The following is a 19837-nucleotide window of genomic DNA, read 5'->3' on the forward strand; positions in this document are numbered from 1 at the left end:
AGATGTTTTCATGCAGAATCTCCTGCTTCTATCTTAAGAGAAAATTCTACTTTTACATCCTTTTATTTTTCGGGGGGATTACCCCATAAGTTGTCTCGTTTGAACATTACATTTGAAAAGACTGAGTAGTATAAAAGGCTTTTAGCCCAGACTCAAGTTATTCACGATCAAGGGTAAGTAAGTTTTCGATTAATTGTTGATGACGCACACTTTGTTGCAAAGTAACCAAACGATTTGCAGCGATAATTGCTTCTAAATCATGTACTGCTTTATTGAAATCATCATTAATAATGACATAGTCAAAACTGGCAAAATGACGCATATCTTCAACTGCACAACTTAAACGATGTTCAATGACATCAACAGAATCTGTGCCACGATTTGAAAGACGTTGCCTTAAATCATATTGTGTTGGAGGGAGAATAAAGATTTGTTTCGATTCAGGAAAAAGTCGACGAACCTGTTCAGCACCTTGCCAGTCAATTTCGAGTAAAACATCATGACCTTGTAGCAGTTGTTCTTTGACCTTGGCTTGTGAGGTACCATAATAATTTCCGAATACTTCTGCATATTCGATGAAACCGCCTTCATTAACTTGTGCTAAAAAGCTTTCTTTATTGGTAAAATGGTAGTGAACACCATCAAGTTCACCAGGGCGTTGACCGCGTGTAGTATGTGAGACAGAAACGTGTAAGTTGCTGACTCGATCGAGTAGGGCTTTGACCAAAGATGTTTTGCCTGTTCCTGAGGCTGCAGAAACGACAAACAATAGACCCGACATGATATTTTTCCTGAATATGATAAAATATCTTGGCTATTGTAGTGTAGCGTGTCATTAAACGAAATAGTTTGGTGTAAAAATTCAGATCATGAGAGAGGATGTTATGGAAATCGTGTTGGCCAATCCACGAGGCTTTTGTGCTGGAGTTGACCGTGCTATAGCAATCGTCAATCGAGCACTGGAATGTTTTAACCCACCTATTTATGTACGCCATGAAGTGGTGCACAACAAATTTGTGGTCGATGATTTACGTCAGCGAGGTGCTGTATTCGTCGATGAATTGGATCAGGTTCCTGATGATTCAATTGTGATTTTTAGTGCACATGGCGTATCGAAAGCAGTACAGCAAGAAGCCGATCGTCGTGGTCTAAAAGTATTTGATGCGACCTGCCCATTAGTGACTAAAGTTCATATTGAAGTGACCAAATATGCACGCGAAGGGACTGAGGCCATCCTGATTGGACATGAAGGTCACCCAGAAGTTGAAGGTACCATGGGGCAATACGATAAGTCACGTGGTGGTGAGATTTATCTGGTTGAAGATGAACAGGATGTTGAGGCTTTAATGGTAAGACATCCTGAAAAAGTCGCTTTTGTTACTCAGACTACACTCTCAATTGATGATACAGGTAAAGTGATTGATGCGCTTCGAAGTAAATTTCCAAAAATTCAAGGCCCGCGTAAAGATGATATTTGCTATGCCACCCAAAATCGTCAGGATGCAGTGCGTGATCTAGCTGAACAATGTGATGTGGTTCTAGTGGTCGGTTCACCAAACTCGTCAAACTCGAATCGTTTACGTGAGTTGGCTGAGCGTATGGGTAAGTCGGCGTATTTGGTCGATAATGCGGATCAACTTGAAAAAGATTGGTTTAAAGCAGAGAGCAAAATTGGTGTCACTGCAGGTGCATCAGCCCCAGAAATTTTAATTAAACAAGTGATTCAGCGCTTACAAGATTGGGGTGCGACGCCACCAAAAGAACTACAAGGACGTGAGGAAAACATTACCTTTAGTCTACCAAAAGAGTTGCGTATCCAAGTGATACAAGCCTAATTTTATTAGAAAAATGTGAACTGGAAACGGATGGATTGCACTCCATCCGTTTTTTTTTGGTGCTTATCTGCTTTGTATTGGTTCTGTAAAAATAAAATTTAATATAGAGTAGTGAATTTTAAGCATTAGGTGCTGGGGAAATGGGGAAAACTCGGGGGTTCACCTTAATTGAATTGCTGGTGACGATGGTGGTACTGGTAATTGTTGCGTCCATTGCAATGCCTAATTTTCAAAAAGCAAGAGCAAGGCAGAAAATTGAACATTCAACTAAAGACCTTGAAAAAACATTAATTCAAGCTCGTTATGATGCTGTTTTACATCGGTATAGGGTAACTGTAAATCTTGGTGAAGCTGGAAGTCCAACCCCACAAATTTTGTACTGGTCTGTTCCAGGCGATCAGCAAATATCATACTTACAGTTTAACTGTGAAAGTAATGCATGGAATGGAGAAGAAATCGAAGGTATTGATAGACTGGTATTTCTAACAGATGGAAGTGCCCAACTTTCTCGCAATTTTACGGATGATGATGGTCATAATCAACGAGAAGATTTAACGCTCTCGGCTATTCAGGTTATTGTTTCCAATGGGGTGACAACGAATTATGTAGAAATAACTCCTTTAGGGAAAGTGACTACAAAAAGTGGGTCTAAGCAAGGACAGGAGTGTTCATAAATGCAAGCAGAACATCATCAACAGGGAATGGGGTTGGTTGAGGTGCTTGTAGCACTTTTATTGCTGGCTATTGGCATTTTGGGTTTTGCCCTATTACAAGTCAAAGCATTGGATTCCTCAATCGAAGCATCTAAGCGTATTCAGGCGATGAGTTTGGCCAAAGATATTGCTGAGCGTATTCGGGCGAATCAAGATGGTTTGACTAAAGAGATTGAAGGTACTGACGAGCAAGGTAAGAAAGAAGTTTATAAGGCGTATGTGAGAGCTTTTAGTGGTAAAGAGAATTTGAGCTCTTATAGCTATTCAGCATGTTTTTCAAATGCCACCGCTTGTGATAGTGAAAAATTTGCAGCTGAAGATGCAAAACAAGCTCTTTATAACGCTTATCAAAAAGGGATGAAGATTGGTGTGAATCAATGTGCAGCAGATACGGAGATACAGCGGAATCGTTACTGCATTTATGTGGCTTGGGATGAGACGAATCCACAAGATGGTACAGATAGTAATGACTGTACTCACAATGGCAATTATGGCTCGGATACAAAATGCATCGTATTGGAGGCGTACTAAAATGAACAAACAACTAGGTATGACTTTGATCGAACTGATCGTCGCATTGGCTCTTGGGCTAATTATTGTTGCAGCGGGATTTCAATTATTTGTTTCGGGTTCTATTAATTATAATTTACAGAAAACGCTATCTGAGCTCCAAGATAATGGCAATTTTGGATTGAATTACATTACTAAAGATATTCGTATGGCAAATTTAGATGCGAATCTAGCCATTCTTAATGATCGTAACTTATATAGTGGAATTGTACTGACAAGTTTAAAAAGTTATACATCATTATCTGCTGATGATCAGAAAACACAATCTGCAAATTTACCTTTTCATCTAACTGATGAAAATACCACAAAAATTGCGTTACTCACTCAGGGTGTTGGTCAAGCAAGTTGGTCTGGTGCAAGTAATATTCAAGAATACAAAAGTGACCAGTTGGTTATTCAATATAAAGCCATTGTGCCAGGTTCAATGGACTGTGAGGGGCGGAAAGTTTCTAAAGAAGAGATTGAAAAAGGTATCTTTATTATCCAACGCTATTTCTTAAGAAAAGATGGAGATGATTTAGCGTTGGTCTGTGATGCTGGTCAGTATGAAACTTTATTGGAAACAGCTGATCTACCAACTGCTATAAGCCGTTATGGAGGTAATGGTGAAGTGATTATGCGTCGAGTGGATCATTTCCATATTTTATTGGGAGTCAAAGATAATACTACAGATACGTTCAAATATATGTCAGTGAAAGACTATATGGGAGATAGTAATACTTTGGTGAAAGATGGTACTTCTCGTCCAAGAATCATGTCAGTACAACTAGGTATATTAATGCGTGGAGTAGAGACGGTGCCTAGTAATCAGGAAATTCCTGATAAATTTCAAATTCTAGATCAAAAAGTTACATTAAAAGATGATGCTAAAGCAAAAAGGTATATCCGAGAGGTGATTACTCAAACGGTAGCATTACGTAATGGTTATGGGTTAATGGAGAGTCTGTAATGCGTATTTTTGACCAACGAGGCGCAACGCTGATAACGGTACTCTTCATCTTATTACTGATGACAATTATAGGTACGTTTGCTGTTAAACAAAGTATTGTCGGTTTGAACATTGCGACAAATAGTCAAGCACGGAATTTAATGCAGCAAACAGCCGATGCGGTATTTTTTGCGATAGAACAAGACAATAAAAATAATAGTATTTTGCAAAAAAACTTAAGCTCTTTGGGAATGTTGGGGATGGTCAAGTCTGATAATTTCCTAACCAAAGAATTAGTTTTTTGTTATCGCCCGAAAACACAAAAAAATGTCTTTGATTTAAAAAATGCCAGTATTGTGTCATGGGAAGAAGTGACTGATCCGAGTGATAATACCAAAAAAATTACGCAAATTAAGAATGATGAATTAGGTATAACTGGTTTTTGCCAGTACACCACTAATGATTTTAGTAGTGGACGTGATGTTATGATTTCACAGGTTGCGATTAAGAAAAGTAGTATGAATAGTGATGTTCCATTCAAGTTTTATCCACTTGGTACCGATACTACAACGGTTCAACTTGATAATATTCAACCTGTAAGAGTTGTAGTGACAACAATTATTCCAGGTATGGCAACAGGTGGCAATTCATGGTCTTCGAATACAACTGAAATTAATAAATGTTTTAAAGATTACACCAATGAAAAGGCGACTGAAGATTCTGATACAGAAACAATCACAGACTGTTTTGAAAAAATTGGTGTGCCTTATAGTCAGCAAGTGATGGATTATGCAGTGGTGAGCTATGCCACCAAAAGCAGTTAATTGGGGATAATGCAATGAAAATTATGAAACTAAAAAAATTAGTCGTTGCTTGTCAAGCAGCTGCAATGACCATCGTAACCAGCGTGGCCGTTTCAACTCAGGCCAGTGATGTAGAGTTATATAAGGCACCGCAGACATCTGAAACTACCTTAATGTTTATGTTGGATGTATCAGGGAGTATGAGTCGTTATTTTAATAGTCAATCGGGTTATGGGTGCGATTTACCAAGTGGTGCTACAGATTTTGGACGAGATTTTGCTGTAGAGTCGGCTGTAACAGGTGTTACCCCCTATCGCCGCCAGTGGTGTAAGGGTGATTATAGTGGGTCAATAAAATATCCTGATCGTATTACACGTTTAAAGGATGGAATGTTAAAACTATTACAAGGTGATACTGATACAACAAGATTACCTGACAATTTGGCCGTAGGATTATCTGAGTTTGGTGGTATAAATGGTCGAATTAAACTAGAGGCACGCCCTTTAAGTGACAATGTTGATATTGGAAATGGACAATTATATAGAACCGTAGAGACTATCCAATGGATAGACGATAGAACAAGAACAAGAACAAGAACAAAGGATACTTCTCAGACTTTAGCTCAAAAAGGAACAAGAACACAAAATTGTACTACTACAGATGGCACAAGGACAGGTGGGTCAAAATGGTGTAATGTTTCTACTGTAATAAATTGGATCGATAATGGAAATTGGACACCTGACCCAGTAAACCCGAGTGGAAATACGGGGTGGTCGGGTTCTACGGATAGTAGTTGGATTTCCCGTGAGCAAACAATCACAACAGTTCGTGAAATATGTAAAGTATGGGATACAAGTAATAACTGTTCTACTTGGGAAAGAACTACAAATACAGTTCCAACGGGAGCAACTGCTAGCCCACCAAACGAGACAACGATACAATATGGGGCAGTAAATACGGACGCTGAAAATACAAATAATTATCAGACTTCATATTTAGACAAATCACCATCCGCAGGAAGTTGTACAACTAATTCACAAAACTGTACTAGGAATCTTCAGCGCACTGCAACAGTAAAGCAAACAGGTATAACAGCACAACGAAGAGATGCTTCTTATACCCGAACAACTCTATATCTCGGCACCGTTTATCGTACTCATCGACAAAGAATGATTGATGCTGTGATTAGTCTACAGGCGAATAATAATACACCTACGGCTTTCGCTTATGCTGAAGCAGCTGCTTATATGATGGGGGCAACAACTAAAAATCTAACAAGTACAGGTTTTACTGATTCAATTGGCAAAACAGCAATTCAGGATGGAAACAAATATTTGGCGCCAAGTCGAGTGACGAGTGCGAAACAATGTAATACTCAAGGAATTTACTTTTTAACTGATGGTGAACCAAATTATTCGAATAACTCTGGTAATTATACGACTTTTATGAAAAGCACTTTAGGTACAAAAGGAGCTGACTTTAATTGTTCCACGAGTTATTTACATGATAAAACTAATTCTTGGGATTGCATTGGAAATTATGCTAAAGCTTTATTAGACACAACTAAAAACCCAGCAGGAGTTTTAATAAAAACAGCAGTTGTGGGTTTTGGTAAAGATTTTGGCGATGATACCAGTACAGATTCTGATATTTTGAATGCAAAAAAATGGGGGGAAGTGGGGCAAGGAGGATGGTATCCTGGACAAAGTTCAGCAGATGTTGTTGAAAGTGTAAAAAGATTTCTGAAAAAATTGCAAAAATATATCCCACCAGTCACTACTGGCTCGGTGACTATTCCAGTGGATAACTTGGATACTCAAAATATTCAGCCTTGGGGCTATTTCCCACAATTTGATCCACGTCCAGATTTAAAAGTCACCACTTGGGTTGGAAATTTAAAAAAATATCAAGTTCTAAATAATACCTTGAAAGATCAAGATGGTGCAGATGTTATGATCACCTCTGGTACAGGAAAGGGCCAGAGCGTGGATAACCCAAATGATTATTGGGCAGATCAAAACATCATGCGAGAGATTACTAAAGTTAAGCAAGTCAACGGAATAGATGAAGAAGAAACGATACGTGTTCGAGTTGGTGGAGCATTAAGCCGGTTATTATTAGGTTCAACTACAACGACAGGTACGGATCCGGTAACGACTGAGAGAAAAATTTTTACTGATCGGAAGTTGAGTTTGGCGGTCGATAATACAACATATGTCGCCCAACCAATCACGGATGGTGATCTAATACAGATCAAAACTGCAGATTTAAAAATCAATAATCCCGATAATAACTTTAATGTGGACAGTAAGCGTGGTTATGTTGCTGCGTTATTTGGTTACGATGTAAGTAGCGATGTTGCTGCATCGATTACGGATGAAGCAAATACGGCATTTAACAATTTTCTAAATAATACTAATGCGACACTTCGTCAAATGGGTGCTGTGATGCACTCTAAACCGATCCTAATTACACAAAAAGGAACAACCAAATACGATAAAGATACAGAGACGATTAGCTATGATAATCGTGATGATTTAATTGCTTTTGGTACAACTCAAGGTGTGTTGCATGTTGTTCGTGCTGGTAAAAGTGCAACGGATAGTGATGCTGGTAAAGAAATTTTCAGCTTTGTACCAAGTGAAATGATAGATAGACAAGCAGAGAGTTTTATTGGCCAACAAGATGACCCAAGTGCAACTCTACGTTATGGAATAGATGGGCAATGGACCGCCTATACAGAATATGCCACAAAATCTGGTGAAAAAACTAATGAGCCCATTGTCAGCGTTGCCAGTGCGAATGGTGGTAAACAATGGCTTTATGGTGGTTTGCGTATGGGAGGTAAGAGTTATTATTCTTTAGACCTTTCAAATGTTACATCAACGAGCGGAACACCTAAGCTTAAATTTCGTATAAATCCTACAGGTATATGTAGTGCCACCAATGGCCTAGGTTGTATGGGACAAAGCTGGTCTAAACCAAGTATTGCATGGGTAAATTGGCAAGGTAAGCGGAAATTAGTGATGTTTGTTGGTGGTGGTTATGACTCAATTTATGAGAGCTCAGCTGACTATACACCTTCATCAAGCTATATTGATCAAGGCGCTGGGGTTTATATGTTTGATGCGAATGATGGTAGTTTGTTATGGTGGGCAAGTGCCAATGCCGGTTCAACAAATACAGATACTGAAAGAACGTATGCGGCTGACATGAAGCGTAGTGTAGTGGGGAACATTAAAACAGTTGATCGTAATAGTGATGGGCTTGTCGATCATCTGTATTTTGGTGATTTAGGTGGGCAAGTTTGGCGTATTGATTTAAATGCATCTGCGAAAGCTGGTGTGGCTACTGATGACAGTGGTGAAAAATTTGCAACCCGAGCTGTCCGTATATTGGATATGTCAGGAGCAACAAAAGTACCTCGTTTTTATAATGCACCTACGTTTACTATCCATAACTCAACGAATGGTTTGTTTGCAGCTGTTACTATTGGCTCAGGAAATCTTAGTTATCCAATGTCTGCGGGAAATAATGCTGATGATGCCGTATATGTAATCTATGATAAAGATGTGACCCGTCGCAACTTACCTGTTTTGGCTACAAAAGAATTATATACCCAAGATGTTAAACCAAGTGGCGAGGCTGGTAAAAACTTGGTAAAAAATACCAATGGTAATACGGAAACAGCATTAAGCAATGGTGGTTGGTATTATCCTGTTGGAACTAAAAAGCGTATTTTAAATGAATCTGTTGCCATTGATAGTGATCTATATGTGAGCATTTTTGATTCTTCTAAAGATATTACAAATGTAGATTGTTATGGTGGGGTACGAGGTGAGAGTAACGCCACACAGTTTTGTTTGCCGTATGGTGAATGTAAAAAGAAAAATCCTGATGGTTCAACAGGATCTGATAACCGCCCAAATGATATTTTTTTAGGGAAAGGAAATGTCGGTATTAGTTTTGGTGGTATTAATCGGGATCGAGGTATCGTATTAAACTTACCAACGAATGAGAATTTGAAAAAATATACAGGTAAGACCAAATTCGTTTCTCAGCGTTGGTATGAGCGTTAATTAAGGAGGCTTTTATGAAGAATAAAGGTTTTACCTTGATTGAGTTATTAGTGGTATTGGTCATTATTGCTATATTTGCTGCCTTAGTTATACCTAGCTATCAGCAATTCGCACGCCGTGGAGCTGCATCTCAAGCAGAGCATGAGATACAGCGTTTAGTAACTTTGTTAGAACAACACAAAGCTCGGAATTTAAATTATAGGGGTTTTGCTGTGGCATCAACAACTGTACCTATTAATACTACGGGTTCACAAAAAAAATATACAATTTTTGTGAGAGACGCTACCGTACCTACGGTTGCATTAGATGATATAAGTGCATTAGGACAAGGGTGGGTGATATTAGCAGAAGCTAATTCTTCAGTAAATTATGGGGCGGATTGTGCGACATGTAATGCTTTACAAGATCAAAATTATAGTTATTTGTTCATAAGCGGCGGTACTCGTTGTAGAACGAAAGACAAATTATTAGAATCTAAAGTATTAACCAGTACGAACTTGAAGTCAGCAAATCCGTGTGGAGTAAATAGTGAAACATGGTAAAGAAATAGGATTCACACTTGTTGAAGTTATGATTGTGATTGCCGTTATTGGTATTTTGGTTGCCATTGTTTATCCATCATACCATCAATATGTTTCTAAGGCGAAACGAGTAGCAGTAGAAAGTGAAATGTTAGAGATTGCTGCTAGTTTACAGCGATATAAAGCAATAAATTCTACTTTTATAACGCTAGAAAACAAGGCAATCACACTTGATACTATACACCACAATGGTTTAAGCCCACAATCGGGATCAACTTTATACAATTTAGCATTGTCGAATGTTACAGCTGGAAGTTGGACGCTTACAGCGACACCTGTAAATGGGCAAACTGGAGATGGCCATGTGGTTCTGAATAATCAAGGACATAGGTGCTGGAACAAAGGAAGTGATAAGAATAGTGGTTCTGCATGTACCCCATCAGCAACAACAAATTGGGATGGCCGTTAACACCCTAGCTGCTAACTCACTAAAAAAAGCAAACCTCAGTGTTTGCTTTTTTTATAGCAGTTGATTTTGTAAACTATTTAATATTTTTAACAACAATAATTAATGAATGTGACCCATTTATCATTTATCTGCCCTTACCTACCTTTTATCTCTTAAAGATGGATTTTGGTGCATTTTAGACGGAAATTAATATTAAACATGAAAACAATCACGAAAATAACGTTCATCTTATTAATATAACGATTTGATTTTACTGATTTAAAATTAAAGACCTATAAGGGTTTTATAAAAATAATTTTTAAAATCAATGCTTAATAAAAAATTAATAAAAATGTCCGTTAAAACAAAAAGATTTGTGCATATGGAGGACTGTATGCAACAAGCACATGATGACTTACAGTCTCGCGCTCAGACAGAGCATAGCTTTACCGACCCTTCTACTCGAAGCATAGCTTCTCGTCTTGGGATAGGGTTGAGTGTTGTCCAACTTCCTCCGTGCAACTTCGAGCGTAGCTCTCCGTCTTGTGTTCAGACAAAGCAGAGCTTTGTTCATTTTCGCTCAGGATTTACCTTAGTTGAGTTGATTATCACGATCGCTGTTTTAGCCATCATTGTTTTAATGGCAGCTCCTTCATTTGCAACCATGTATAGCCGCCAAAAGTTAGAGTCTTCTGCCCGTGAACTGGTGATGAAAATTTCAGAAGCTCGTAGTCAAGCTGTTTTGTTACGACAGAGTACAGGAGTCTGTTTAGCCTCTTTATCCAACGACGATTGTGCTACAGCCATTGCCATTCCAAAAGCAGAAACACAACGAATCTTTATTGCACGTTTAGATCATGGTGTGACCAGTGCCAATAGCTCCTCGACCAATCTTAGCTTTAGACGAAATGGCAGCCTTGCTGCACAAAAGAATTTTATTTTAGAGCGACAAAATCTTTCTTATTGTATTCAGGTCGGGGTGATTGGAGATACAACAGTTAAAGAAGGAGCTTGCACATGAATATTCAAAAGCAGAAAGGTGTTGGGCTTGTTGAAGTATTAGTTGCTCTGGTTTTATTGGCAATCAGTGTATTGGGCTTTGCTGCTTTGCAGTTGCGGGCAATTGATGCCAGTTTTGAAGCGAATAAACAGGTCTTGGCACTCACGATTGCACGTGATCTTGCAGAACGTATGCGGGCGAATCCACAAGCGGCCCGTGCTGGGAAATATAAAGTGAAAGCGGTTGAAGTCCCTAAAACTGAGGTTGCAATTGTAGCGGATATACCTGAAAAGATTGCTTTACAAGACTTACAAAATGCGGCACTTGATGCCAAAAATAATGGCATGAACCTCGCTGTCGATCAGTGTCCAACAGGAAGTAATCGACAATGTATCTATGTGGCTTGGGATGAAACCAATCTCGCAGGTGATCAGGGCATTGCAGTATGTGTTAAAGATGGTGTCTATGTTTCTGGATCACACTGCTTGTTCTTGGAGGCATATTAAAATGGAAACAGGCCTTCTCTACGCCAAACATGTTAAAGCCCAGTCAGGCTTTACTTTGATTGAATTAATGATCTCACTCACTTTGGGTTTATTAATTGTGGCAGCTGCTATTCAGCTTTTTATTACAGGGATTACCAGTTATAAATTGCAAAAAGCAATGGCGCATATTCAAGACAATGCTAGTTTGGGGCTGAACTTTATTGTTGATGATATTCGTAAAGCAAATTTAAGCTCCCCAGTCCCAGCGATTAATGACCAAACTGCGTATGCAGGTATTTTACTGACTTCAAATAATGTGGGCGGGGCAGTTGATCTAAATTGTGCAGACTGTTTTGCCAATAACCAAGTCACTAGTTTTGGGAATGCCAATGTAACGGGTTTAACCAATGATCAATTGCTGATTCGTTATCAAGCACCTCAAGGCGGTCTTGATTGTTCTGGTGCGGATGTTGCGAATGGGACTTTCGTGGTACAGCGTTATTATGTTGGTTCAACGTCAACGGACCCGCGGCAATCTTTACGGTGTCAAGCGGCACAATATACACAAGCGACGCTTGACACCAAAACAACAACAGACCGCTTAAAACTGGCTTGGGGTACAAGTCAGGTCATTTTACCTAATGTGGATTTTTTCCAGATTCGTTTGGGGTATATGGATGGCGACCTTAATAGCACCAATAGTACCCTAGCTTATACAGATGTAAAGAACTATATGGCATTGACGCCAGCTAAAAAAAATATTGATGGTGTCACCTTGACTGTTCGTCCGCATGTGCATGCCATTCAAATTGGTGTCTTGGTTCGTTCGGATAATAAAACAGGCAATCAAGCTGTGATTAACCAAAGAAATAAAGAGCCATTTCAAGTCCTTGGTACCAAAGTTAGTCTCACGCCTGCTTCTCAGGATAATTATTTACGCCAGGCTGTGGATCAAACAATTTCTTTAAGAAATGCGATGGGGTGGGTCTCAGAGGGTTGCGATAGCAGTAAAACCACAACCTGTACAAATGGGGGGGCTGGAACATGAGATATGTTCATCGTGGCTCGACACTGATTGTTGTACTGATGATTGTATTGATGATCACGATCATAGGGACTCTAGCTATTCGACAAAGTGTGAGCTCATTAAAATTAGTGAGTAATAATCAAATACAAACGTTATTAGGACAAAATGCTGATGCAGCATTGATGTATTTTCAAAATCCGGATATTCAGCAGAATATGGCCTCTACGAATGGGATTGTCGGTTTCTTTAAGAATGAGGATAACTGGAATAAAGAACTGGTTTTCTGTTTTAAGGGAACCCAACCTTTTAACTTGTCAAATGCAAGTTGGTTGTATTGGGATGGTGCGACGAAACATAGTCAGTTGATGGCAACAGGTGGTGGAGCATGTCAGGCACTTAGTAGCGAAGATAAACGTGATGTAACCAAGTTTTCTGGCGGACGCTCACAAGTGGTGACACAGGTTCATATTAAAAAAGCAGCCTCTACGGCTCAACCTTTCTCGGATTTAGCGCGTGGCACAGATGTCATTGGTGCAAAAACAGAGAATAGTATTCGTTTGCGTGTACAGGTGACCTCAGTAATGGAAGGGCTACTTTCAAACCCTAATAGTGATTTATTTGATACGAAAACAGGGTGTTTGAATAAAAGTATTGAGCTAACGCCAGAAGCGATTGAAAAAAAAGAAACAGGATTGGTTCAGTGCCTACAAGAGAAAAATATTTTATATAGCACACAAGTTGCAGAATATCGCTTCTTATCTGACTTTGAGCCGTCAGGTTCATAAGGGAGAAATGATCATGAAAAATAATAAGATGAAACAACAAAAACCAATCAATGTAAGTAATAACAACATGAAATGGATTGTATTGATCGGTTCTGCATTGTCATGTTTCTTTATTGTTTCACCCTCGGTTCATGCAAGTGATGTTGAGATCTACCGACAAGGGAGTAGTGGGGGAAATAGCACCATTATGTTAATGGTAGATACCTCCCAAAGTATGGGATCTCCTGCATTGGACTTATTAAAAGACTATCCATTATGTATCAGCAGTAAGGTATTTGCAGTTGTTGGGGCATTGCCTGTTGTGGATGTTAAGTTGACGCCACCAGCTGGAACAGAAGCCTATTGTGATGTGGTTTTTCCAAAAGCAGTTTTAGACTTATTAGGTACGGTCGACACCATCACAGGAACCCAAAAAAATAGCTTATTGGGTTTGCAAAGTTCATTAGATTATATGCGTGCCAGTTGTACGCCATTTTCTAAGCTTGACGCAAGTGAACCTGTTCGGAGTAATAAAATCCTTTCCGTGAATATTAATTTGGGTGAAGGTTATCGCTGTTATAGTCGTTTATCCCGAATCAAAATGGCTGTGCGTGATGTTTTAAATGGTAATGCTAAGAATGGGGTTACGGCATTATCTCCTAAAACAGCAATAGGACTTACGGTTGCTCCTGCTAAAAACAGTAGTGGGGTAAACCCAAAAGCAGGAATGATTGTCGTGCCTGCGCTAGAGCTAGGCTATAAAAAGGGAGATAAAGATGAAAGTGGTACAGTCGTAGCCGATGATAGTAACCAGCGAAAAGCTCTTAAAGCTGCAATAGATGGTTTGGCACCAAGTTCGGATCCATTGGGAAATACGTTGGATAAAGTTGTGGGCATTCTTGGAAATGTACTTGATGGGCTTAATATTCTTGGTTTAGTTACAGATGTACTTGGGCTTATTGGTAGTCTTCCTGCAACACTTGTTGCTTTATTAAATAACCCAGAATCACCGTTGGTCACAGCCTATGCCGAAACTGGGGCTTATTTACTTGGACATAATACCAGAGCAACAGGCGAGATTCTGTCTGAGTTTGAAGTGCCCGTTGCTAAGCCAAGTGTTGCATATAAATGTTTAACTCGACAAACAAATAATGATTGTACTTTATATGATAAAAAGACTAGTTGGCCAAATGACATATTAATAGAATATCCCATTCCAACGGGTTACATTCGTACTGAACAAGTAACACCAAGCAATGGGCTGCTAGGTGATTTGCTGGGAGCACTGCTTGAATGGTTGTCTGGTAATACCAATAAGAGCGTGGTTCGTTATTACTATGCTGCGGATGCGAGTTATTCTGGCTATAACTATCGTGCTACTACTATTCCAATGAAGGTAAATAGTAGTGATTATGATAATCCAACTTCGATCAAACAAAAAATAAGTGGAGTGACAACTTCACAATGCCAAGCACAAGGGATTTTTGTTTTAACAGGCAATGCACCAAAACTTGTGCCAGCTGATGCGTTGGGAGTACAGCGCATTATGCAAAAATCACTTGGAAAAACTGCAACAACCAATATTAATGATTTTTGTAAGGCAAGTCCGCCAAGTGGTTGGGAGTTGGGTAGCTCTACAGCGACCTGGGCATGCTTGGCGAATTATTCCAAAGCATTATTGGATAGCAATGCTGCTTATCGAACACAGGTTGAGATCAAAACAGGTGTAGCAGGGATAGGTAAAGAGTTTAATTATGTACGGCTCAGTGGCGACACGGTCATTGGTGTCGGTACAGGTGGCAGTATTGTCAATACCTTGTTGAGTAGTGTAAAAAGTTTATTAAATGCTGCATTGAGTCTCTTGAGTATTATTGCTGATCTAAGACCACTTTTAAATGTGGTTGATATCATTTTGCCGACTCAGCCTACAACCGATGCAGAACTTGGAGATGTGAGGAATCTTGCATATTGGGGTAAAGAAGGCAAGGGTGGTTGGTATACAGAAGCAAGTACAGGAGGCATTGCACAAAGTATTGTCAATTTTAATCAGCATATTGCTGATGTGGAATCAGCGCCATTTATGGGCTTACAAACAATTCCTGCTGATCCATTAACACCCTATCAATTAAGCAATGACGTTTATAACAGTATGTTTGCACCTGCGGATCAACAAAATTGGTTTGGAAATCTTAAAAAATATTCCGTTACAGATATGACCAGTGGAAATAATGTTATCCGTATGGTGGATTGGAAAGATCAATGGAATAGTAATGAATTAGAAGATCAAGATAAAAACACTAAATTATTTACTGGTGGGGCATTAGGTCAACTGAATACTTTGCGTGCAACAAAGACGGATACGTCAGCACGTAAGTTATGGATTAACCGAAATTGTCAAACGGATGGTTCCTTTGCTGAAAGTTCAAGCTTGAAAAAAGTAACAACTGATTATTTGGCTGATTCGAGTGCGGCACGCTGTGCAATAAATGCTTCTGCCAAAGATAGCTATGGGGGATATTTAATGAGTCTCTTGGGCTATCAGTTAGATAATCCTGAAAGTGCAACAGGAAATAGCCTTACTCAAAGTGAACCACTTTGGCAGATGGGGATGTCACTGCATTCTACGCCATTAAAACTGACTCAATATGCTAAGTTTGATACGAACAAAATTGATCGGGATGATTACATTGCTTTTGGTTCAACCCAAGGGTTATTACATGTCGTGGATGCCGATGATGGGAAAGAGAAATTTGCTTTTGTGCCAAATGAAATGCTGGAAAATGCTGAGCAAAGAAAAGCGTTTGTAAAAGACCGTAAAGGTTTCTGGCCTGATATGCCGTATGGTATAGACGGTGCGTGGACTGCTTATACTGAATATGCCTATGGTATGGGCAGTGATGGCAAAGTTTATGCAACTGTTCAGCAAGCAAAGAATAAAGATATTGTCATCGCAACAGGAAAACAAACTTTATATGGTGGTTTGCGTATGGGAGGGCGTAGTTATTATGCACTTAACCTTGCAGATCTAGACAAGCCAGAAATTAAATTCCATATCGATCCAAATACAGGCAAAGTTTATTCTGCAGCAAATCCGGCAGGGCAAGCATTCTCCGCAATCGAGAATATGGGGCAAAGCTGGTCTAAACCTACAATTGCTTATGTCAATTGGAAAGGGCAACGTAAACAAGTGATGTTTGTAGGAGGTGGCTATGATGCATCAGGGGCAGTTACTTGTGCTGATTTGGAAACAGGTGTGAGTTTATCTGCTTATAGTAACAAGGGGTATGAGTGCCCAACATATAACCAAACCAATAAAAAAGGTGCGGGGGTTTATATGTTTGATGCTGATAATGGTGATTTATTGTGGTGGGCAAGTGCGAGTGCAACAACTAAAAACGATACTGCAAAAGAGAATGCCTTAAAGGTAACGAATATGGATTATAGCGTTGTTAGTCGTATTAGTGTCGCTGATCGTGACGGCAATGGCTTAGTTGATCATTTGTATTTTGGTGATTTAGGGGGGCAGGTTTGGCGAGTGGATATCAATGCCAATACAACAACAGGTGATTTTGCACAACGCGCGACACGTATCCTAAATTTACATGCAACAGGTGGTCTTAGCCCACGATTCTTTGATGCACCAAACTTTACTGTCTATGGCTATGAACAACCATTAGCTGTCATTAGCATTGCCTCAGGCAATCGTAGTTTACCAGCCAGTGATTCTAGCTCAGGGGCTATTTATAATCTGTTTGATCGCGATGTAATTAAAACCAATTTATATTCTTTGGCAGTAGATAAATTAGAAACAAAAGATATTGATTTAACAACAACAGACAAAGCGCTACGCGGCATATTAGGTAAAGACGAAGCTAAAGATAAGAATATTGCAGAAGTAAAAGCATTGATGCCAAATGGCTGGGCCGTTTCTTTTGCCAATGCGAAGAAAGTTACAGATGAAATGGTTGTAATGAACAAGAATTTGTATGCCAGTGTGTATGACCGCGGCGTAAGGCCTACCTGTCCAGTTCAGGTGCGTGGGAAAACAGAGGTGTACCGTTATTGTTTACCTTTTGGGGTATGTGAACAAGCGCAGCTTTCTGAAAGCGTTGGATTGGTGGGTAAATCTGGCGATGGAATTGTGGCACTGAGTGTTGGGGCAGGTTCGACAAGTAAAAACAATTTGCAATCACGTGGACTGATTTCGGGGAATAGTAGCAATACGTTGAGTGGTTTGCCTGTCAATCAAATGCGCCGTCAATTGGTGCCACTCACTTGGTATGAACGTAATGAATAAAATGCAGTTATGTCGATGTGTCGCTTCGGAAGTGGTAAGACCGAGTGTTTCTTACGACTTCCGATCGAGTACTCGTTCTTGTGCAACGCGGAAACCTTGTATAGGTTTTACCCTAATTGAATTGATGATTACGGTTGCAATCGTGGCAATTATTGCTGCGATCGCGATTCCAAGTTATGACACTTATATTCGCCGTGCAGACTTATCTACAGCACAACAAGAAATGCTTAAAGTTGCTGAGCTTTTGGAAAAACATCGGTCACGCAATTTTAGTTATGATGGTTTTGTGCTGAAAGGAACCGCGACGAATCAAGGCGCTTACTACACCGCACCTAGTGCAACACCACCTTGCTTCTACCTTTGACAGCAACGAGTGGTAACCAAAAATTTACCTTAACATTAACGGTCAATACTCAGACGTGGTCATTAAAAGCCGTGAGTCAAAGTCCGAGGAATTATTCCTTGTTATTAACAAGTACAGGCCTTAAATGTAAAACCAAAACGGCTGCAAATATCACGACATCAAGCTGTGGTAATGAGACAGAAGACTGGTAACTCAGTAGATTTTATAAATTAAATTCAGAGCTGTGGATAACCCCAAATTTAATCTTTCTTTCAAAGCAAATATAACGTAGAATATCGCCCTCTATGAAAGGGGTTTGAAGTGTTGCCGATGGTCGGCGCAGGGATAATCCGTAAAAATTATAAGGTTGTTCTCATGGTTGTTATTCGTTTAGCGCGCGGTGGTGCAAAAAAACGTCCATTCTATCAAATCATTGTAACTGATAGCCGCAATGCACGTGATGGTCGTTTCATCGAGCGTATTGGTTTCTTTAACCCAACTGCACAAGGTAAAGCTGAAAAAGTTCGTTTAGATGCTGACCGTTTTGCTCACTGGGTTGCACAAGGTGCTCAACCTTCAGATCGCGTTGCTTCTTTAGCTGCTCAAGCTAAAAAAGCTGCAACTACTGCATAATTGTAGTAGGTAGCCCATGACATCGACACAGAATGTGCCAGAAGATCGTATTCAGATTGGACAGTTACGTTCAGCTTATGGATTGAATGGGTGGCTCTGGGTTTACTCTAATACAGAACCTATGAGCAATATGTTTGACTACCTTCCTTGGTACATTGAAACCAAGGCAGGTTGGCAAACTATTGATGTAAAACGTTGGAAACCACACGGCAAAGGCTTGGTTGTTGCATTAAAGGACGTGAATGATCGTACTGGTGCAGAAAACCTAGTTGGCGCGAATATCTGGATTGCCAAATCTCAGCTTCCAAAAGCAGATGTAGACGAGTACTACTGGTCTGATCTGAAAGGTCTAACGGTGTTAGGTCTTGATGATGAAGAACAAGAAGTCAATCTCGGTCAAATCTACGAACTGTTTGAAACAGGTGCCAATGATGTCATGGTTGTCAAAGCGACGCCTGATAGCATTGACGCTGAAGAGCGAATGATTCCTTGGCATAAAGATGTGGTACAACGCGTTGATCTTGAAGCTGGTCGTATTTACGTTAATTGGGGCGTAGACTACTAGTCCTTTCGGGGACGGTCGCGCAGCAGGAAAATAGAGGAGTCTGCGGTGTTTTTTGCAGTCATCACATTGTTTCCTGAAATGTTTGAAGCGATTACAGCGCACGGGATTAGCGGGCGTGCAGCAAAGCGTGACATCGTGCAAGTGACTTGCATTAACCCACGAGATTTTGCTGAGGGCAACTATAAACGAGTGGATGAACGTCCGTTCGGTGGTGGTCCGGGTATGGTGATGATGGCTGAGCCGTTGGCACAAGCAATTACCCATGCTAAACAACTTGCAATGCAAGCGGGCTGTGTTCATGCGCCAGTGGTGTATATGTCACCGCAAGGCAAAACCTTAAATGAACAGGCAGTACAGCAATTCGTTGACTATGATGGTTTGATTGTATTGTGTGGTCGTTATGAAGGGGTCGATGAGCGTTTAATCCAGCATTATGTTGATCAAGAATGGTCAATTGGGGATTATGTCTTATCGGGTGGTGAACTTCCTGCGATGGTATTGCTCGACAGTATTATTCGTCGATTGCCCAATGTCATGTCTGACGAGCAATCTGCGATACAAGATTCTTTTGTGGATGGTCTATTGGATTGTCCACAATATACCAAGCCTGACTGTTTCGAAGGGTTGGATGTGCCTGAGGTACTTAAATCAGGACATCATGCCAATATTGAGAAATGGCGTTTTTTGCAGCGTTATCAACGTACTTTAGAGCGTCGACCAGAATTGGTGGAAAAAGTAGAGTTGAGCAAACAGCAAATTAAATGGTTAAAAAATTCGAAAGGTTAAACTGGTATCAGTTTATCTTCGCACCCAACGAGAAGCGTTG

Annotated in this window: 17 protein-coding genes and 1 pseudogene; 17 read left to right on the forward strand and 1 reads right to left on the reverse strand. The window is 39.9% G+C overall.

The annotated features are described in order from the left end of the window. Positions 1-157: 157 nt before the first annotated feature. A complete protein-coding gene (gene gmk, locus MN869_RS11760; RefSeq protein WP_004803956.1) occupies positions 158-781 on the reverse strand; it encodes a guanylate kinase in 624 nt (207 codons plus the stop codon). 103 nt (positions 782-884) lie between these two features. On the opposite strand from gmk, the gene ispH reads away from it, so the two are divergent. The 17 genes and pseudogenes from ispH (at position 885) to trmD (ending at position 19797) form a co-directional block, all read left to right on the forward strand. After that, positions 885-1835, forward strand: a complete 951-nt coding sequence (gene ispH, locus MN869_RS11765) for a 4-hydroxy-3-methylbut-2-enyl diphosphate reductase (protein ID WP_243307525.1) — start codon at positions 885-887, stop codon at positions 1833-1835. Between the two features lie 140 nt (positions 1836-1975). After that, complete coding sequence (locus tag MN869_RS11770) at positions 1976-2509, forward strand: prepilin-type N-terminal cleavage/methylation domain-containing protein (protein WP_171550721.1); 534 nt, start codon at positions 1976-1978, stop codon at positions 2507-2509. Beyond that, a complete protein-coding gene (gene pilV, locus MN869_RS11775) occupies positions 2510-3079 on the forward strand; it encodes a type IV pilus modification protein PilV (RefSeq protein ID WP_171550720.1) in 570 nt (189 codons plus the stop codon). It begins immediately after the preceding gene. Position 3080: 1 nt separating this feature from the next. Next, on the forward strand, positions 3081-4067 hold the full coding sequence (locus tag MN869_RS11780) for a PilW family protein (RefSeq protein ID WP_171550719.1): 987 nt from the start codon (positions 3081-3083) through the stop codon (positions 4065-4067). After that, the gene (locus MN869_RS11785; protein ID WP_171550718.1) at positions 4067-4870 is read left to right on the forward strand and encodes a pilus assembly protein; all 804 of its coding nucleotides are present in this window, start codon (positions 4067-4069) and stop codon (positions 4868-4870) included. Before MN869_RS11780 ends, MN869_RS11785 begins: the two co-directional genes overlap by 1 nt. Positions 4871-4884: 14 nt before the next feature. Beyond that, complete coding sequence (locus MN869_RS11790) at positions 4885-8928, forward strand: PilC/PilY family type IV pilus protein (RefSeq protein ID WP_171550717.1); 4044 nt, start codon at positions 4885-4887, stop codon at positions 8926-8928. Positions 8929-8942: 14 nt separating this feature from the next. Then, positions 8943-9470 (forward strand): prepilin-type N-terminal cleavage/methylation domain-containing protein, encoded by a 528-nt coding sequence (locus MN869_RS11795; RefSeq protein WP_171550716.1) that lies wholly within the window; start codon positions 8943-8945, stop codon positions 9468-9470. Beyond that, entirely contained in the window at positions 9457-9918 is a 462-nt protein-coding gene (locus MN869_RS11800) for a type IV pilin protein (RefSeq protein WP_171550715.1), read from the forward strand. The genes MN869_RS11795 and MN869_RS11800 overlap by 14 nt, the downstream gene beginning before the upstream one ends. Before the next feature lie 373 nt (positions 9919-10291). Then, the gene (locus MN869_RS11805; RefSeq protein WP_243307534.1) at positions 10292-10918 is read left to right on the forward strand and encodes a GspH/FimT family pseudopilin; all 627 of its coding nucleotides are present in this window, start codon (positions 10292-10294) and stop codon (positions 10916-10918) included. Next, positions 10915-11403, forward strand: coding sequence for a type IV pilus modification protein PilV (gene pilV / locus MN869_RS11810; RefSeq protein WP_171550713.1), 489 nt, complete (start codon positions 10915-10917; stop codon positions 11401-11403). The genes MN869_RS11805 and pilV (MN869_RS11810) overlap by 4 nt, the downstream gene beginning before the upstream one ends. Position 11404: 1 nt before the next feature. After that, complete coding sequence (locus tag MN869_RS11815; RefSeq protein ID WP_171550712.1) at positions 11405-12430, forward strand: PilW family protein; 1026 nt, start codon at positions 11405-11407, stop codon at positions 12428-12430. Continuing rightward, the gene (locus MN869_RS11820) at positions 12427-13194 is read left to right on the forward strand and encodes a pilus assembly PilX N-terminal domain-containing protein (protein ID WP_243307536.1); all 768 of its coding nucleotides are present in this window, start codon (positions 12427-12429) and stop codon (positions 13192-13194) included. The genes MN869_RS11815 and MN869_RS11820 overlap by 4 nt, the downstream gene beginning before the upstream one ends. A gap of 13 nt (positions 13195-13207) precedes the next feature. After that, on the forward strand, positions 13208-17470 hold the full coding sequence (locus tag MN869_RS11825; protein ID WP_243307538.1) for a hypothetical protein: 4263 nt from the start codon (positions 13208-13210) through the stop codon (positions 17468-17470). Then, positions 17454-18025, forward strand: a pseudogene (locus tag MN869_RS20420) (type IV pilin protein). The gene MN869_RS11825 and the pseudogene MN869_RS20420 overlap by 17 nt, the downstream one beginning before the upstream one ends. A 163-nt stretch (positions 18026-18188) precedes the next feature. Continuing rightward, positions 18189-18446 carry a 30S ribosomal protein S16 gene (gene rpsP, locus MN869_RS11840; protein WP_004660208.1) on the forward strand — a complete coding sequence of 86 codons (258 nt, stop codon included), beginning with the start codon at positions 18189-18191 and terminating at the stop codon, positions 18444-18446. A gap of 16 nt (positions 18447-18462) precedes the next feature. Continuing rightward, on the forward strand, positions 18463-19011 hold the full coding sequence (rimM, locus tag MN869_RS11845; RefSeq protein WP_004803983.1) for a ribosome maturation factor RimM: 549 nt from the start codon (positions 18463-18465) through the stop codon (positions 19009-19011). Between the two features lie 45 nt (positions 19012-19056). Further along, complete coding sequence (gene trmD / locus MN869_RS11850; RefSeq protein WP_243307544.1) at positions 19057-19797, forward strand: tRNA (guanosine(37)-N1)-methyltransferase TrmD; 741 nt, start codon at positions 19057-19059, stop codon at positions 19795-19797. The last annotated feature ends 40 nt before the right edge of the window (positions 19798-19837 follow it).

The organism is Acinetobacter sp. NIPH1876 (assembly GCF_022808535.1).
In the GTDB taxonomy this organism is placed as follows: Bacteria; Pseudomonadota; Gammaproteobacteria; order Pseudomonadales; family Moraxellaceae; genus Acinetobacter; species Acinetobacter higginsii.

Excerpts from the sequence above, each read along its gene's own strand:
- gmk (WP_004803956.1), bottom strand. The coding sequence starts at position 781 with ATGTCGGGTCTATTGTTTGTCGTTTCTGCAGCCTCAGGAACAGGCAAA.
- ispH (WP_243307525.1), top strand. The coding sequence starts at position 885 with ATGGAAATCGTGTTGGCCAATCCACGAGGCTTTTGTGCTGGAGTTGAC.
- MN869_RS11770 (WP_171550721.1), top strand. The coding sequence starts at position 1,976 with ATGGGGAAAACTCGGGGGTTCACCTTAATTGAATTGCTGGTGACGATG.
- pilV (WP_171550720.1), top strand. The coding sequence starts at position 2,510 with ATGCAAGCAGAACATCATCAACAGGGAATGGGGTTGGTTGAGGTGCTT.
- MN869_RS11780 (WP_171550719.1), top strand. The coding sequence starts at position 3,081 with ATGAACAAACAACTAGGTATGACTTTGATCGAACTGATCGTCGCATTG.
- MN869_RS11785 (WP_171550718.1), top strand. The coding sequence starts at position 4,067 with ATGCGTATTTTTGACCAACGAGGCGCAACGCTGATAACGGTACTCTTC.
- MN869_RS11790 (WP_171550717.1), top strand. The coding sequence starts at position 4,885 with ATGAAAATTATGAAACTAAAAAAATTAGTCGTTGCTTGTCAAGCAGCT.
- MN869_RS11795 (WP_171550716.1), top strand. The coding sequence starts at position 8,943 with ATGAAGAATAAAGGTTTTACCTTGATTGAGTTATTAGTGGTATTGGTC.
- MN869_RS11805 (WP_243307534.1), top strand. The coding sequence starts at position 10,292 with ATGCAACAAGCACATGATGACTTACAGTCTCGCGCTCAGACAGAGCAT.
- pilV (WP_171550713.1), top strand. The coding sequence starts at position 10,915 with ATGAATATTCAAAAGCAGAAAGGTGTTGGGCTTGTTGAAGTATTAGTT.
- MN869_RS11815 (WP_171550712.1), top strand. The coding sequence starts at position 11,405 with ATGGAAACAGGCCTTCTCTACGCCAAACATGTTAAAGCCCAGTCAGGC.
- MN869_RS11820 (WP_243307536.1), top strand. The coding sequence starts at position 12,427 with ATGAGATATGTTCATCGTGGCTCGACACTGATTGTTGTACTGATGATT.
- MN869_RS11825 (WP_243307538.1), top strand. The coding sequence starts at position 13,208 with ATGAAAAATAATAAGATGAAACAACAAAAACCAATCAATGTAAGTAAT.
- rpsP (WP_004660208.1), top strand. The coding sequence starts at position 18,189 with ATGGTTGTTATTCGTTTAGCGCGCGGTGGTGCAAAAAAACGTCCATTC.
- rimM (WP_004803983.1), top strand. The coding sequence starts at position 18,463 with ATGACATCGACACAGAATGTGCCAGAAGATCGTATTCAGATTGGACAG.